Genomic DNA, 14,228 nt, shown 5'->3' with positions numbered 1-14,228 from the left:
GGCGTTTCCGTGTGCGGTTTGACGCCACCTTTGAACCCTATTGGTCGGCTATATCTGCACACGCGGCTAATGTCCGAAGTGAAGCTCATAGTCGAGGGCATCGAGGAGGCGCACTTGTCCCACCGCGAACAATCGGGCGGCTCCACCCAGGGGCAGTCAGCCCACGGCATGGGCCCCTCCCGCTGAGCGGCCCGAAACCCCGGGGACCACGGCACACCACCCGCGGCCCCCGGGTTTGCTATTGCCCCCGACCACGACGATCGCCGCCACCCCTAACACCACCGGGTAGACGAAGACCCACAGATAAACGCTCAACGTGGTCGCGGCGCTGGGTCGGCGGTCGAGCGCGGCGGGGTGGACGTCGGAGGCGGGCGTTATGGTGCGGCGCCATGGGTGATTACTTCCAGACGCTGGTGGACGTGGAGGCGGGTGCCGCGGAGGCGGAGCGGCTGGCGTTGGAGGTGCGGGACTGGCTGATCTCGGCGGGGTTCGTGCTGGCGGAGCGTACCGACTGCGTGCTGGGGGCTGATCTTGGTCATCCGCCCGGGCCTCGTGCGGGCGATGTGGTGGACGGCGACGGGTGTCCGGGCTGGCAGGGGCTGTGGAGCAACGGTCTGGACGTCCAGACCGGGCGCACCGTGTTCGACGCGGGGCAGGGGGAGCCGTGGGCGGCCGCCTGCCCGCACTGCGGCACGGAATTCCGGTTCGTCGATGACGACTTCGCATTCGTCAACGAGGCATGGGAGCCGTTCTCCAAGGTCTTGGGCGGATGGACGGAAGGGCGTGACGCGGTCATGCCGTGCCCGTCCTGCGCACGTCCTGTCGAGCCGGCGGCGTGGGAGTGGGCCGACGACTACTTCGCTCTCGGGTATCTGGGGTTCACGTTCTGGAACTGGCCGCCATTTCGGGCGGAGTTCGTCGAGGAGTTCGGTCGGCGGATCGGTGGGCACCGTGCAGTGCTGATCGCTGGGAAGCTCTGACGCGGCCCTCTGCCGGGTGTGAGGTAGGCCAAAGGAGGCGGTGGGTTGTGTTTTCCAACTCGGTAGGCGGATACTGAGGGGGTGAGTTGGAAAACGCAACGGAGGTGGTTGTGGTGCGGGATGCGGTGATCGTGGAGGCCGTGCGGACTCCGGTGGGCAAGGGGAAGGCGAACGGGGTCCTGCACGAGGAGCTTCCGGCCGATCTGCTGGCGCGGACGCTCACGGTGTTGGTTGAAAGGGCCGGGATCGAGCCGGGCGACGTCGACGACGTCATCGGGGGCGTCGTCACGCAGGTCGGGGACCAGGCGCTCAACCTCACGCGGACGGCCGTGCTCGCGGCCGGGTTCCCCGAGAGCGTCCCCGCCATGACCGTCGACCGGCAGTGCGGATCGTCCCAGCAGGCCCTGCACATCGCGGCGCAGGGCGTGCAGAGCGGCGCCTACGACATCGCGATCGCGTGCGGTGTCGAGTCGATGTCGCGGGTGCCGATGGGGTCGAGCGTCCTGCCGGGGAGCAACCCGTACGGGACGATGCTGGCCGAGCGGTACCCGGACGGGCTCGTCGGGCAGGGCATCAGCGCCGAGCTGATCGCCGCCCGCTGGGGGTTCGCGCGCGAGGAACTGGACGCCTACGCCTACGAGTCGCACCGGCGCGCCGCCGAGGCGTGGAAGAACGGCGAGTTCGACCGGGAGGTCGCCTGGGCGGGGCAGTGGGACGAGACCGTCCGCCCCGGGACGTCACCGGAGATCCTCGCCGGGCTCAAGCCGGCCTACTACGACGAGCGGATGGCCGAGCGCTTCCCCGAGATCGAGTGGAAGGTCACCGCGGGCAACGCCTCCCCGGTCAACGACGGCGCCGCCGCCGTCCTGGTCATGGGCGCGGACGTCGCCGAGCGCCTCGGCCTGCGTCCCCGCGCGCGGTTCCACGCGTTCGCCGTGACCGGCGACGACCCGCTGCTGATGCTGACGGCGATCATCCCGGCGACCGCGAAGGTGCTCGGGCGGGCCGGCCTCACGCTGGACGACATCGACCTGTTCGAGGTGAACGAGGCGTTCTCGCCGGTCGTCCTGGCCTGGCAGCGCGAGACCGGCGCCGACCTGGCGCGGGTCAACGTGCGCGGCGGCGCGATCGCGATCGGCCACCCGCTCGGCGCCAGCGGTGCCCGCATCATGACGACGCTCCTGCACGCCCTCGAAGACCGCGGCGGACGGTTCGGGCTGCAGACCATGTGCGAGGCGGGCGGGCTGGCCAACGCCACCATCGTCGAGCGGCTCTGACCGGTGGCTAGGCTGCGAGGCATGCCGAAGGACGCCGATCCGCGCGAATGCTCGGTCGCCGACACCCTGGACCTGGTCGGCGAGCGCTGGAGCCTGCTCGCGATCCGGGAGTTGAGCTACGGTGTGCGGCGGTTCGATCAGATCGTCCGCAACACGGGCGCGTCCCGCGACATCCTCGCGTCCCGGCTCCGCAAGCTGGAGGCGAACGGCATCGTCCGGCGCGAACGCTACAGCGACCACCCGGTGCGCCACGAGTACTACCTGACGCCGGCGGGCCTGGAGTTGTGCGACGTGCTGCTCGTCCTGATGCGGTGGGGCGACCGGCACCTGCATCCGGACGACCCGCCCGTCCGCTGGCAGCACTCGTGTGGCGACACGCTCAGCCCAATGGTCATCTGCAGCCACTGCGGCAACGAGGCCCGCATGGGCGCCCACTCACCCACCGGCCGCGGCACCCGCACGCCCTGACCCGGCCGCGTCCAGGAGGGCGCGGGTGCCCGCCCGCGCCCGCGCCGCCGCGGCCGGGTCGTTGTGGATGCCGGCTACCACGATGGCGCCCTCGGCCAGCAGGTAGATCGATTCGGTGGCGGACGGCGCGACGGGGTTGACCAGGGCGGTGACCTGGGCGTGGAAGGCGCGCTTGTGGGAGCGGGCCGCCTCGGTGATCGCCGGGGCGGTCGGGCCGAGTTCGCCGTGGGCGTTCACCCAGGCGCAGCCGCGGAAGCCGGGTTCGGCGAACCAGGCGCCGAGCCAGTCGAACAGCGCGAGGACGCGTTCGCGTGGGTCGGGCACCGTGTCCAGGTGGGCGGCCAGGTCGCCGCGCCAGCGCAGGTCGCGGCGCTCCAGCATGGCGACGATTAGCGCCTCCTTGGTCGGGAACAGCCGGTAGATGCGCTTGAGGGGCAGGCCGGCGGCGCTTCGCAGGTCGTCCATGCCGACCGCCTGGATGCCTTGCCGGTAGAAGAGGTCCTCCGCGGCGTCCAGCAGTGCCCGGCGGTCCAGGGACTGCTGCTCCTCGGTGATGGCGGCCGGCATCGACGACTCCCGCTTGACGTTGAGAACGGTCGTTCCCTAGATTAGGCGACATTGATCGAGAACGTACGTTCTCAATATGAGGAGGCTGTGATGCCCGAGGACCGCCCGCCCTACCCGCCGTTCACCGAGGAGACCGCCCGGCAGAAGGTGCAGTCCGCCGAGGACGCCTGGAACACCCGCGACCCGCACAAGGTGGCGGGCGCCTACACGTCCGACTCCGTCTGGCGGAACCGCGACCGCTTCGTCACCGGACGGGACGAGATCCTCGCCTTCCTGACCGGGAAGTGGGAGAAGGAGCTCGACTACGCGCTGCGCAAGAGCCTGTGGGGCTTCCGCGAGAACCGGATCGCCGTCCGGTTCCAGTACGAGTGGCACGACGGCGGCGGCCAGTGGTGGCGCAGCTACGGCAACGAGCTGTGGGAGTTCGACGAGCACGGGCTGATGCGCCGCCGCGAGGCGAGCATCAACGACGTGCCCATCGAGGAGGCCGACCGGCGCATCCACGGCCCGCGCCCCGAGAGCGAGCGCGGGACCGACATCCCGCTCCGCTGAGGTCAGGCGACCGGACGGGCGATCCGTCCGGCCGCCTCGCGCAGGGCGGCGGCGAGCCGGTCGCGGGCCTCGGTCTGGGCGGCGATGCGCTCGTCCAGCACGGCGAGCCGGTCGAGCGCGATCCGGAGCTTCCCCTCGGCCGGCGGCGCGGCCGCCACATCGCCGTCCAGGCACGCCGAGAACGCCCGGACATCGTCGAGCGTGAGCCCCGCCGCGAGCAGGTACCGGATGTTCCCGACGCGCACGGCCGCGCCCTCGTCGTAGATCCGGTAGCCGTTGGCCGCCCGGCGGGACGTGAGCAGCCCCGCCTCCTCGTAGTGCCGCAGGGCGCGCGGCGTCGTCCCCGCGACCCGGGCCAGCTCACCGATGCGCATGCACACGATCTTCACATGCCGGTCAGGCGACGACGGCACCGCCGTCGACCGGGAACACCGCACCCGTTACGAACGACGCCTCCGGTGCGGCCAGCCGCGTGATCGCCCATGCCACCTCCTCGGGACGCCCGATCCGCCCGAGCGGCGTGTGCTCGATCTGCCACGCCCGGACGGCGGCGAGCTGATCGTCCGACAGTCCCTGGTGCCGCCCGATCGGGGTGCCGATCGCGCCGGGCGCCACCGCCACGACCCGGACGCCGCGCGGCGCGAGTTCCACCGCCCAGGTCCGGGTGAGCAGCTCCAGCGCCGCCTTCGTCGCCGCGTAGAACGCGTTGCCCGGCCACGCCCGCTGCCCGATGGACGTGCTGACGTTGACGATGACCGCGCCGTCGTCCAGCACGGGCAGCGCCGCCTGCGCGAGGAGGGCCGGCGCGACGAGGTTCGTCGCCAACTGCGCGTCCATGGCCTCGGGCGTCAGCGCGCCCAGCGCTCCGTTCCGCACGATCGCCGCGTTGTTGACCAGGACGTCGAGGCGCCCGTGGACGTCCATCACCTGCCGCACGATCTCCTCGGCCGCGCCCTCCCCGGTGATGTCGGCGGCCAGCGGGTGGACGAGGTCGTAGCCGCCGGCGGTCTCCGCGAGCGGCTCTGCCCGCCTGCCGACGGCGACGACCCGTGTCCCCTCGGCCGCGAACATCCGTGCGGTGGCACGTCCGATCCCCGTCCCCGCACCGGTGACGATGGCGACTCTCTGCTGTGCGCGCTTCTCCATGCGCCCACTCTCGAACCCTGCCGCCAGCGTCAAGGTCAACCCCGCCCCCTCGGCGCGGGCGCACCCGGACGGTCAGTCGAGACAGAACTCGTTGCCCTCGGGGTCGGCCATCACGATGTGGCCGGCGCCGAGCGGGGGCGAGGGCTCGTGCCGCCGGAGGCGGGCGGCGCCGTGCGAGACGAGGCGCTCGGCCTCCGCCTCCAGCGCCTTCATCCGGGCGTCGCCGTCCAGGCCGGGGGCGGCCCGCACGTCCAGGTGGACGCGGTTCTTGGCCTGCTTGCCCTCCGGCACCCGCTGGAAGAACAGCCGCGGCCCGGCGCCGTCGGGGTCGGTCACCGCCGAGGCGTCGTTGCGGTTCTCCGGCGGGACGCCCATCGCGTCCAGCGCCTCGTCCCAGGACGCGAAGGTCCCGGGCGGGTCCTGGAGCCGATAGCCGAGGGCCTCGGCCCAGAACGCGGCCAGCCCGGCGGGGTCGGCGCAGTCGAAGGTGATCTGGATTTCGCGGGCCATGTCAGCTCGCCTTCCTGTGCGGGTAGAGGTCACGGAGCAGGCACACCTCGGACAGGTGGTGGATCAGCTCCCGGTTGATGTGCAGGACGAGTCTCGCCATGGGATCGGCGGCGAACGGCCCTTCGGCCTCGCCGCACGGGCGGGAGAGACCGTCTTCGCCGAGCGACTCGACGCCGGCCAGCCACGCCGCGTACTCGGCGTCCAGCTGGGCCAGCGCGTCAGAAGCGGTCTCGGCGTACTCGAACGAGTCGTAGTCGACGGGCGCGCGGCCGAAGTGCGAGGCGTTGCGCATCGCGAGGACGCCGACGATGACGTGCCCGAGCCGCCACGCGATCGTCGTGAACGGCGGCGGGTCGGGCGGCGGGAACGCGAAGTCGATCGTCATCGCGCCCGATCCCGCCCGCACCGGCGCGGTGCCGGTGCCGCGCGGGCGCACGCTCCAGCAGCCGGGGACCGGCTCCCAGAAGTACTCGTCGTCGCCGAGCCCGTCGAGCCGGGCGCGGAGTTGGTGGTCCCAGTGCCAGCTGAGCTGGTCCCGGAGCAACGTGTTCCGATCCATGACGCGAGTCTTCCCCCGATTGCGGACAGGTACGTTCCGCGATCTGTGGAACGATGAACCGCGTGACCGCCGAGGGGACGACCGAGCGCGTGCTGCGGCTGCTGGCACTGCTGCAGCGCAGGTCGTCCTGGACCGCCGCCGAGATCGCCGAGCAGCTCCGGGTCACCGACCGCTCGGTGCGCCGCGACGTGGAGCGGCTCCGCGCGCTCGGCTACCCCGTCCACGCGACGGCGGGCGTCGGCGGCGGGTACCGGCTCGGCGCGGGCACCCGGCTGCCGCCCCTCCTGCTGGACGACGAGGAGGCGATCGCGACGGCGGTGTCCCTGCGGCTGGCGTCGGGCGGCACCGTCGCCGGGACGGGCGAGGCCGCGCTGCGGGCGCTCGCGAAGCTCGACCAGGTGATGCCGCCCCGGCTGCGCGCCGAGGTCCGGGCCGTGCGCGGCGCCACCGAGACCCTCGTCGGCCCCGGCGCCGAGGTCGACGCCGAGTTGCTGGTGACGCTCGCGCGGGCCTGCCGCGACGCTGTCCGGGTCCGGTTCCGGTATGCCGCCCGCGGCGGCGCGGAGCGGGAGCGCACGGTGGAGCCGGTGCGGATGGTCGCCACCGCCCGCCGCTGGTACCTGATGGCCTGGGACGTCGACCGCGGCGACTGGCGCACCTTCCGCCTCGACCGGATGCGCGACGCCGCGCCGACGACCTGGCATTTCCGGCCGAGGGAGCATCCGGACCCGGTCGCCTACGTCCAGCGCTCGGTGACCGAGGCGCCCTACCGCCACCTCGCCCGCGTCCGGCTCCACGCGACGTCCGACCAGGTGCGTGAGCTGATACCGCCCCAGGTGGGACGCGTCGAGGACGACCGCGACGGCTGGTGCCTGCTCACCGTCGGCGGCGACGACCTCGACTGGCTCGCCGTGCACATCGCCCGCCTCGGCTTTCCGGCGCAGATCCTGGAGCCGCCGGAACTGCGCGACGCCACCGCCCGCCTCGCCCGCCGCCTCGCGGACATGTCCGGGAACGGCTGACTGGGCGGGCCGATCAGCATTCGATGACGTTGACGGCGAGGCCGCCGCGCGAGGTCTCCTTGTACTTGTCGAGCATGTCGCGGCCGGTGTCGCGCATGGTCTTGATGGCCTTGTCGAGCGTGACGAAGTGGCGGCCGTCGCCGCGCAGCGAGATGCGGGCGGCGCTGATGGCCTTGATGGCGCCCACGGCGTTGCGCTCGATGCAGGGGACCTGGACCAGGCCGCCCACCGGGTCGCAGGTCAGGCCGAGGTTGTGCTCGATGCCGATCTCGGCGGCGTTCTCCACCTGCTCCGGGGTGCCGCCGAGGATCTCGGTGAGGCCGGCGGCGGCCATGGAGCAGGCGGAGCCGACCTCGCCCTGGCAGCCGACCTCGGCGCCGGAGATGGACGCGTTCTGCTTGAACAGGACGCCGATCGCGCCCGCTGTCAGCAGGAACCGGACGATGCCGTCGTCGTCGCTCGGCAGGAACCGGTCGTAGTAGTGCAGGACGGCCGGAATGATCCCGGCGGCGCCGTTGGTCGGGGCCGTGACGATGCGGCCGCCGGCGGCGTTCTCCTCGTTGACGGCGAGGGCGAAAAGGGTGACCCAGTCCATCGCGGAAAGGGGATCGGAGGCTTTCTCGGTGGAGAGCTGGCGGTGGAGCTGCGGTGCGCGGCGGCGCACCTTCAGGCCGCCGGGAAGGAGGCCCTCGCGGGCGCACCCCCGCGTCACGCAGGCCCGCATCACCTGCCACAGGTTCAGCAGCCCCTCGCGGATCTCCTCGGGAGACCGGCCGAACGCCCTTTCGTTCTCCAGCGTCAGCGCCGAAATGGACAGGCCCGTTTCGCGGCAGCGGTCAAGGAGGTCGGCGGCCGTGTCGAAGGGGTGGGGGAGGACGGTGTCGTCCGGCTTTATCCGGTCGGCGCCGGTGGCGTTCTCGTCCACGATGAAGCCGCCGCCGACCGAGTAGTAGACCTTCGAGCGCAGTTCCTCGCCGGAGTCGCCAAGGGCGGTGAAGCGCATTCCGTTGGGGTGGCCGGGGAGCGATTCCTTGCGCTCGAAATGGAGGTGCTCGTTGACCACGAAAGGGATGTCGTGGTCGCCGAAGAGCCGCAGCATTCCGCGTTCGCGGATCGCCGCCAGGCGCTCGTCCACCCGGTCGACGTCGACCAGTTCGGGCTTGTCGCCCTCCAGGCCGAGGATGACGGCCTTGTCGCTGCCGTGGCCCTTCCCGGTGAGGCCGAGCGAACCGTAGAGGACGACCTGGACGGACGCGGTCTTCTCCAGCAGGCCGTCGCGTTCCAGACCGCGGGCGAAACGGTGTGCCGCCGCCATCGGGCCACCGGTATGGGACGACGAAGGGCCGATCCCGATTTTGAACAGGTCGAAAACGCTGATGGCCATGAGCTACCTCGTTGTAGCTGCGCCCCCTCCCGGAAGGGGGAGGGGGCGCGTAGACGTCACAGGTTCGGATACAGGGGGTGCTTGTCGGCGAGGGCCTTCACCCGGGCGGCCAGGGCGTCGCGGTCGAAGGACGGCTGGAGGGCCAGCGCGATGACGTCGGCGACCTCGGCGAAGTCCGCGGCGGTGAAGCCGCGGGTGGCGAGCGCCGGGGTGCCGATCCGCAGGCCGGAGGTGACCATCGGCGGGCGCGGGTCGTTCGGCACCGCGTTGCGGTTCACCGTGATGCCGACGTCGTGCAGCCGGTCCTCGGCGTCGCGTCCGGTGAGCTCGGAGTCGACCAGGTCGACCAGGACGAGGTGGACGTCCGTCCCGCCGGTGAGGACCTTCACGCCGGCCTTGGCCGAGTCCTCGGCGAGGAGCCGCTCGGCGAGCAGCTTCGCGCCCTCCACGGTCCGCGCCTGCCGGTCGCGGAACTCCTCCGACGCGGCGATCTTCAGCGAGACGGCCTTGGCGGCGATCACATGCTCCAGCGGGCCGCCCTGCATGCCGGGGAACACCGCCGAGTTGATCTTCTTGCCGTACTCCTCGCGGGCGAGGATCAGCCCGCCGCGCGGGCCGCCGAGCGTCTTGTGCGTGGTCGTCGTGACGATGTCGGCGTACGGGACGGGCGACGGGTGCAGCCCCGCCGCGACCAGGCCCGCGAAGTGCGCCATGTCGACCATGAGCAGCGCCCCGACCGAGTCGGCGATCTCCCGGAACGCCGCGAAGTCGAGCTGCCGCGGGTACGCCGACCAGCCCGCCACGATCATCTTCGGACGGTGCTCCGCCGCGAGCGTGGCGACCTCGTCCATGTCGACCAGGCCGTCCTCCGCCCGGACGTGGTAGGGCACCACGTTCAGCGTCTTGCCGGAGTAGTTCAGCCGCATCCCGTGCGTGAGGTGGCCGCCGTGCGCGAGGTCGAGCCCGAGGATCGTGTCGCCGTGCTGCAGCAGCGCGAAGTACACCGCCGTGTTGGCCTGCGCGCCGCTGTGCGGCTGGACGTTGGCGTGCTCGGCGCCGAACAGCGACTTGGCCCGGTCGATGGCGAGCTGCTCGGTGACGTCGACGTACTCGCAGCCGCCGTAGTACCGCTTGCCCGGGTAGCCCTCGGCGTACTTGTTGGTCAGGACGGAGCCCTGCGCCTCCAGCACCGAGACCGGCGCGAAGTTCTCCGACGCGATCATCTCCAGCGTGGACTGCTGGCGGCGCAGCTCCGCGCCGACGGCCTCGGCGACCTCCGGGTCGGCTGCCGCGAGGGAGTCGTAGAGGCTCATGCTTCCTCGATCAGCTTCGCGTAGGCCGCCGAGTCGAGCAGGTCGCCCGGCTCGTCGGAGATCCGCACCTTGAAGAGCCAGCCTTCGCCGTACGGGTCGTCGTTGATGACCTTCGGCTCGTCCACCACGGAGCCGTTGATCGCGGTGATCTCGCCGCTGACCGGGGAGTACAGGTCGCTGACCGACTTGGTGGACTCGACCTCGCCGCACGGCTCGCCCGCCTCGACGGTGTCGCCCTCCGCCGGCTGCAGCTCGAGGTAGACGATCTCTCCGAGGGCGTCGGCGGCGTGCGCGGTGATGCCGACGGTGACGATGCCGTCCTCGCCGCCGAGGCCGGACACCCACTCGTGCTCTTCGCTGTAGCGGAGCTGCTCCGGAACGCTCACGATTCTCTCTCTTTCAGGAACGCGTATAGAACGGCAGGTCGACCACGTCCACCGGCTCGGGCCGGCCGCGGACGTCCACGGCCAGGCCCGTCGGCTCGACGCCGCTGTCGAGGTAGGCCAGGGCGATCGGCTTGCCCAGTGTGGGCGAAGGGGCGCCGCTCGTCACGACCCCGCACGGCGTGCCGCCGGACGTGACGACCTGGTACCCCTTCCGCGGCGCGCGACGCCCGCGCGCGACCAGTCCCACGAGCCTACGGCCAGGCGGGGTCTGCGCCTGCGCCGCCAGGGTGGTCTTGCCCACGAAATCGACCGCCTTGTCCAGCTTCACGACCCGGCCGAGGCCCGCCTCGAACGGCGTCGTCTCGGCGGTCAGCTCGTTGCCGTACAGCGGCATGCCCGCTTCGAGGCGCAGCGAGTCGCGCGCCGCGAGCCCCGCCGGGACGACCCCGTCCACGGCGGCGAACGCCCGCCACACCGCGACGGCGTCGGACGCGTCCACGAACAGCTCGAAACCGTCCTCGCCCGTGTACCCGGTGCGGGCGATCAGCGCGTCGGCGCCCGCGACCCGTCCGGCGAGGATGGCGTAGTACTTGAGGTCGGCGACCGGCGCGTCGGTGAACCCTTCGAGGATCTCCTGGGCGCGCGGCCCCTGCAGGGCGATCAGCCCGTACGCGTCGGTGCGGTCGTCCACGGCGGCCTCGTAGCCGGCGGCCCGCTCGACCAGCGCGTCTCGGACGACGTCGGTGTTCGAGGCGTTCGCCACGACCATCCAGGTCTCGTCGGCGAGCCGGTAGACGATCAGGTCGTCGAGGACGCCGCCGTCGTGCGCGCAGATCATCGTGTAGCGGGCCTTGCCGATCGGCATCGGCGACAGGTTCCCGACCAGCGCGTAGTCGAGTGCGGCGCCCGCGCCCGGCCCGGACAGGAAGATCTCCCCCATGTGCGACAGGTCGAACAGCCCGGCGCCGGTGCGGACGGCCTGGTGCTCGGCGGTCTCGCTCTGGTAGCGCAGCGGCATCAGGTAGCCGGCGAAGTCGACCATGTTCGCGCCGAGGTCGCGGTGGACGTCGTGCAGCGGCGTGGTCTTCGGATCGGCGGACGAGTCGGCGGTCGGGTCGGCGGACATGGGTTCGGCTCCTTCGTCGCGGGCGCGCGTGGTCCATCGTCCCACTCGCGCACCGGGCGTTACGGTGCCTCCCCCTCTGTCATCTGCGCCTGAGAGCTTCGCCCGCCGCGCGGCGGCGGGTTTTCACCTTCGGCGGGGGACCGGGTCCCCGCTTTCCAGAGGTCGCCTTGCCCGTGCGGTCCGTGGGCCTGAGAGGTTCCGGGGAGGATTTGCTCCTTCGGCGTCCCACACCGGCTGCATGGGACTCTCCCGCACGGGATCATCGGCTGGCCGCCAATCTAGCAGCGGCCCCGCCCCGCGACCACCCGCCGATCAGCCCGCCGGCGGCGGCGACGCCGACATCGACTTCACGCACGTCCGCAGGGCCGCCTTGATCTTTTCGAGGTCCTTCTTGTCGGGCGTGGTCGACGGGTTCGGGCTCGGCAGTTCGACACCCTGCCTGGTCATGCAGTTGTTGAACTTCTCGGTGGCCCTCGACACCTCGGGCGCCGGCGTGCCGGCCCGGCCGGGCGACGCGCCGGACGGCGCCGAAGCCGGTGCGGAGGCCGCCGGCGTGGGCGGCGGCGACGCGCCCGCGTCCCCGCCGTCGGAGCCGCCGCATCCGCTCAGCGCCAGTACGAGCACCAGCATGCCTACGTGACCGCGCTTCAAGGTGGACCTCCGGGCAGACGGGGTGAGATCAGCCCATGATGCGCGGGTGGGGCGTCGCCCGGCTATTCAGGCACGTGCCAATGACGCTCGCCCGATTTAGCAGCCCGCATCAAAGGGGGGTCACGTAGGCGCCCGAGATGCCGCCGTCCACGAGGAACTCCGAGGCCGTGATGAAGGACGCGTCGTCCGACGCCAGGAACGCGACGGCGGCGGCGATCTCCGACGCCTCCGCGAACCGTCCCGCCGGGATGTGGACGAGCCGCCGCGCCGCCCGCTCCGGGTCCTTCGCGAACAGTTCCTGGAGCAGCGGCGTGTTGACGGGCCCCGGGCACAGCGCGTTCACCCGGACGCCCTGCCGCGCGAACTGCACGCCCAGCTCCCGCGACATCGCCAGTACCCCGCCCTTGGACGCGGTGTAGGAGATCTGGGACGTCGCCGCGCCCATCACCGCCACGAACGACGCCGTGTTGATGATCGAGCCCTTCCCCTGCTCGACCATGTACGGGATGACGTACTTGCAGCACAGGTACACACTCGTCAGGTTGACGTCCTGGACCCGCTTCCACGCGTCCAGGCCGGTCTCCAGGATCGAGTCGTCGTCCGGTGGCGCGATGCCCGCGTTGTTGAACGCGACGTCGATGCGCCCGTACGTCTCGTGGACGGTCCGGAACAGCGCCTCGACCTCTTCCTCGCTCGTGACGTCCACCTTGGCGAACAGGCCGTCCAGGTCGTCGGCCGCGGTCTTGCCGGCGGTCTCGTCGACGTCCGCGACGACGACCCGGGCGCCCTCCTGCGCGAAGCGGCGCGCGGTGGCGAGGCCGATGCCGCTCGCACCGCCGGTCACGACGGCCACCCGGCCCTCCAGACGCTGCATCGATGTCACCTACTCCTCCGAAGTGGCGATGAAGACGTTCTTGGTCTCGGTGAACGCGCCGAGGGCGTCCGGGCCCAGCTCGCGGCCGAGGCCCGACTGCTTGAACCCGCCGAACGGCGTCCAGTACCGGACGGACGAGTGCGAGTTCACCGACAGGTTCCCGGCCTCGACGGCGCGGGCGGCGCGGAAGGCCCGCCCGACGTCCCGCGTCCAGATCGAGCCGGACAGCCCGTAGGGGGTGTCGTTGGCGAGGCGGAACGCGTCGGCCTCGTCCTCGAACGGGAGGACGGTGACGACGGGGCCGAACACCTCGTCCCGCCACGCGGGCAGTTCCGCGCACGACGGCCCGGCGAGCACGGTCGGCGCGAACCAGAACCCGGGCCCTTCCGGCGCCGGCCCGCGGAACGCCACGGGCGCGTCATCGGGGACGTACGAGGCGACCTTCTCCCGGTGCGCCGCGCTGATCAGCGGCCCGACCTCGGTCTTCGCGTCCCGCGGATCACCCACCACGACGCTCCGCACGGCCGGTTCGAGCAACTCCATGAACCGGTCGTACACCGGGCGCTGGACGAGGATCCGGGACCGCGAGCAGCAGTCCTGCCCGGCGTTGTCGAACACCGCGTAGGGCGCGGTCGCGGCGGCCTTCTCCAGGTCGGCGTCCGCGAACACGATGTTGGCGTTCTTGCCGCCGAGCTCCAGCGTCAGCCGCTTCACGCCCGGCGCGCACGCCGCCATGATCTCGGTGCCGACCCGCGTCGACCCGGTGAAGACGATCTTGCGGACGTCCGGGTGCCCGACCAGCCGCCGTCCCGCCACCGGGCCCGCGCCCGGCAGCACCTGCACCACGCCCTCCGGCAGGCCCGCCGCCAGCGCCAGCTCGCCGACCCGCCGCGCGGTCAGCGGCGTCAGCTCGGCCGGCTTCACGATCACGGTGTTGCCCGCCGCGAGCGCCGGCGCCAGCCCCCACCCCATGATCGGCATGGGGAAGTTCCACGGGACGATGACCCCCACGACGCCGAGCGGCTCCGCGAACGTGACGTTGACCCCGCCCGGCACCGGGATCTGCCGCCCGGCGAGCCGCTCGGGCGCCGCCGCGTAGTACCGCAGGACGTCCCGCAGGTTCCCGGCCTCCCACCGCGCCTGCCCGATCGGATGCCCGGCGTTGAGCACCTCCAGCTCGGCCAGCTCGTCGACATGGGCGTCCACGACCTCGGCGAACGCCCGCAGCAACCGCCCCCGATCCCCAGGCGCCACGTCCCGCCACCCCGCAAAGGCCCGCCGAGCCACCGCAACAGCGGAATCAACCTCCGCAACAGAGGCGAGCGGCACCCGCTCAACGACCTCCTCGGTAGCCGGATCAACCACCTCGAACACCGCCATCACCCCTCCTCCCCTCGTTGATCTGCGGCGTGT

At 71.9% G+C, this 14,228-nt stretch carries 18 protein-coding genes and 2 riboswitches; of the genes, 6 read left to right on the top strand and 12 right to left on the bottom strand.

Annotation, left to right across the window (positions count from 1 at the left end; all coding sequences use genetic code 11):
- Nucleotides 1-389: 389 nt before the first annotated feature.
- From ABZ806_RS20795 to ABZ806_RS20785, 3 genes are all read left to right on the top strand, one after another.
- Entirely contained in the window at nt 390-980 is a 591-nt protein-coding gene (locus ABZ806_RS20795; protein ID WP_500218971.1) for a hypothetical protein, read from the top strand.
- Nucleotides 981-1,093: 113 nt separating this feature from the next.
- Complete coding sequence (locus ABZ806_RS20790; protein ID WP_500218970.1) at nt 1,094-2,257, top strand: thiolase family protein; 1,164 nt, start codon at nt 1,094-1,096, stop codon at nt 2,255-2,257.
- A 21-nt stretch (nt 2,258-2,278) separates the two neighbouring features.
- Nucleotides 2,279-2,725: a winged helix-turn-helix transcriptional regulator gene (locus tag ABZ806_RS20785; protein WP_500218969.1), complete on the top strand. Its 447-nt coding sequence runs from the start codon at nt 2,279-2,281 to the stop codon at nt 2,723-2,725.
- Here ABZ806_RS20785 and ABZ806_RS20780 read toward each other — a convergent pair.
- Nucleotides 2,693-3,292: a TetR/AcrR family transcriptional regulator gene (locus tag ABZ806_RS20780; protein WP_500218968.1), complete on the bottom strand. Its 600-nt coding sequence runs from the start codon at nt 3,290-3,292 to the stop codon at nt 2,693-2,695. The two genes, ABZ806_RS20785 and ABZ806_RS20780, sit on opposite strands and share 33 nt — an antisense overlap.
- A gap of 90 nt (nt 3,293-3,382) precedes the next feature.
- Here ABZ806_RS20780 and ABZ806_RS20775 point away from each other — a divergent pair, with 90 nt between their 5' ends.
- On the top strand, nt 3,383-3,844 hold the full coding sequence (locus ABZ806_RS20775) for a nuclear transport factor 2 family protein (RefSeq protein ID WP_500218967.1): 462 nt from the start codon (nt 3,383-3,385) through the stop codon (nt 3,842-3,844).
- A gap of 2 nt (nt 3,845-3,846) precedes the next feature.
- On the opposite strand, the gene ABZ806_RS20770 is transcribed toward ABZ806_RS20775, so the two are convergent.
- The 4 genes from ABZ806_RS20770 to ABZ806_RS20755 all read right to left on the bottom strand — a co-directional run bounded on the left by ABZ806_RS20770 (nt 3,847) and on the right by ABZ806_RS20755 (nt 6,059).
- Complete coding sequence (locus ABZ806_RS20770) at nt 3,847-4,218, bottom strand: MerR family transcriptional regulator (protein WP_500218966.1); 372 nt, start codon at nt 4,216-4,218, stop codon at nt 3,847-3,849.
- Between the two features lie 22 nt (nt 4,219-4,240).
- Nucleotides 4,241-4,990 (bottom strand): SDR family NAD(P)-dependent oxidoreductase, encoded by a 750-nt coding sequence (locus tag ABZ806_RS20765; RefSeq protein ID WP_500218965.1) that lies wholly within the window; start codon nt 4,988-4,990, stop codon nt 4,241-4,243.
- Nucleotides 4,991-5,062: 72 nt separating this feature from the next.
- On the bottom strand, nt 5,063-5,500 hold the full coding sequence (locus ABZ806_RS20760) for a VOC family protein (RefSeq protein ID WP_500218964.1): 438 nt from the start codon (nt 5,498-5,500) through the stop codon (nt 5,063-5,065).
- A 1-nt stretch (nt 5,501) separates the two neighbouring features.
- On the bottom strand, nt 5,502-6,059 hold the full coding sequence (locus ABZ806_RS20755; protein ID WP_500218963.1) for a DinB family protein: 558 nt from the start codon (nt 6,057-6,059) through the stop codon (nt 5,502-5,504).
- Between the two features lie 53 nt (nt 6,060-6,112).
- Between ABZ806_RS20755 and ABZ806_RS20750 the strand changes: the two genes are divergently transcribed.
- On the top strand, nt 6,113-7,081 hold the full coding sequence (locus ABZ806_RS20750; protein WP_500218962.1) for a helix-turn-helix transcriptional regulator: 969 nt from the start codon (nt 6,113-6,115) through the stop codon (nt 7,079-7,081).
- A gap of 13 nt (nt 7,082-7,094) precedes the next feature.
- On the opposite strand, the gene ABZ806_RS20745 is transcribed toward ABZ806_RS20750, so the two are convergent.
- The 5 genes from ABZ806_RS20745 to ABZ806_RS20725 all read right to left on the bottom strand — a co-directional run bounded on the left by ABZ806_RS20745 (nt 7,095) and on the right by ABZ806_RS20725 (nt 11,737).
- The gene (locus ABZ806_RS20745; protein ID WP_500218961.1) at nt 7,095-8,465 is read right to left on the bottom strand and encodes an L-serine ammonia-lyase; all 1,371 of its coding nucleotides are present in this window, start codon (nt 8,463-8,465) and stop codon (nt 7,095-7,097) included.
- Between the two features lie 56 nt (nt 8,466-8,521).
- Complete coding sequence (gene glyA, locus ABZ806_RS20740; protein ID WP_500218960.1) at nt 8,522-9,778, bottom strand: serine hydroxymethyltransferase; 1,257 nt, start codon at nt 9,776-9,778, stop codon at nt 8,522-8,524.
- On the bottom strand, nt 9,775-10,164 hold the full coding sequence (gene gcvH / locus ABZ806_RS20735) for a glycine cleavage system protein GcvH (RefSeq protein ID WP_500218959.1): 390 nt from the start codon (nt 10,162-10,164) through the stop codon (nt 9,775-9,777). The genes glyA and gcvH overlap by 4 nt, the downstream gene beginning before the upstream one ends.
- 13 nt (nt 10,165-10,177) lie before the next feature.
- Nucleotides 10,178-11,290: a glycine cleavage system aminomethyltransferase GcvT gene (gene gcvT / locus ABZ806_RS20730; protein ID WP_500218958.1), complete on the bottom strand. Its 1,113-nt coding sequence runs from the start codon at nt 11,288-11,290 to the stop codon at nt 10,178-10,180.
- Nucleotides 11,291-11,363: 73 nt separating this feature from the next.
- A riboswitch (glycine riboswitch) is annotated at nt 11,364-11,452 on the bottom strand.
- Nucleotides 11,453-11,456: 4 nt separating this feature from the next.
- A riboswitch (glycine riboswitch) is annotated at nt 11,457-11,552 on the bottom strand.
- 50 nt (nt 11,553-11,602) lie between these two features.
- The gene (locus ABZ806_RS20725) at nt 11,603-11,737 is read right to left on the bottom strand and encodes a hypothetical protein (RefSeq protein ID WP_500218957.1); all 135 of its coding nucleotides are present in this window, start codon (nt 11,735-11,737) and stop codon (nt 11,603-11,605) included.
- Here ABZ806_RS20725 and ABZ806_RS20720 point away from each other — a divergent pair.
- Entirely contained in the window at nt 11,736-11,930 is a 195-nt protein-coding gene (locus ABZ806_RS20720) for a hypothetical protein (RefSeq protein WP_500218956.1), read from the top strand. The two genes, ABZ806_RS20725 and ABZ806_RS20720, sit on opposite strands and share 2 nt — an antisense overlap.
- Before the next feature lie 120 nt (nt 11,931-12,050).
- On the opposite strand, the gene ABZ806_RS20715 is transcribed toward ABZ806_RS20720, so the two are convergent.
- Nucleotides 12,051-12,815 (bottom strand): 3-oxoacyl-ACP reductase, encoded by a 765-nt coding sequence (locus tag ABZ806_RS20715; RefSeq protein ID WP_500218955.1) that lies wholly within the window; start codon nt 12,813-12,815, stop codon nt 12,051-12,053.
- Between the two features lie 9 nt (nt 12,816-12,824).
- Nucleotides 12,825-14,195 (bottom strand): aldehyde dehydrogenase family protein, encoded by a 1,371-nt coding sequence (locus tag ABZ806_RS20710; protein WP_500218954.1) that lies wholly within the window; start codon nt 14,193-14,195, stop codon nt 12,825-12,827.
- Nucleotides 14,196-14,228: the final 33 nt, after the last annotated feature.

Source organism: Spirillospora sp. NPDC047418 (genome assembly GCF_040643275.1).
GTDB lineage: Bacteria > Actinomycetota > Actinomycetes > Streptosporangiales > Streptosporangiaceae > Spirillospora.
This window is presented reverse-complemented; position numbering and strand designations above follow the sequence as displayed.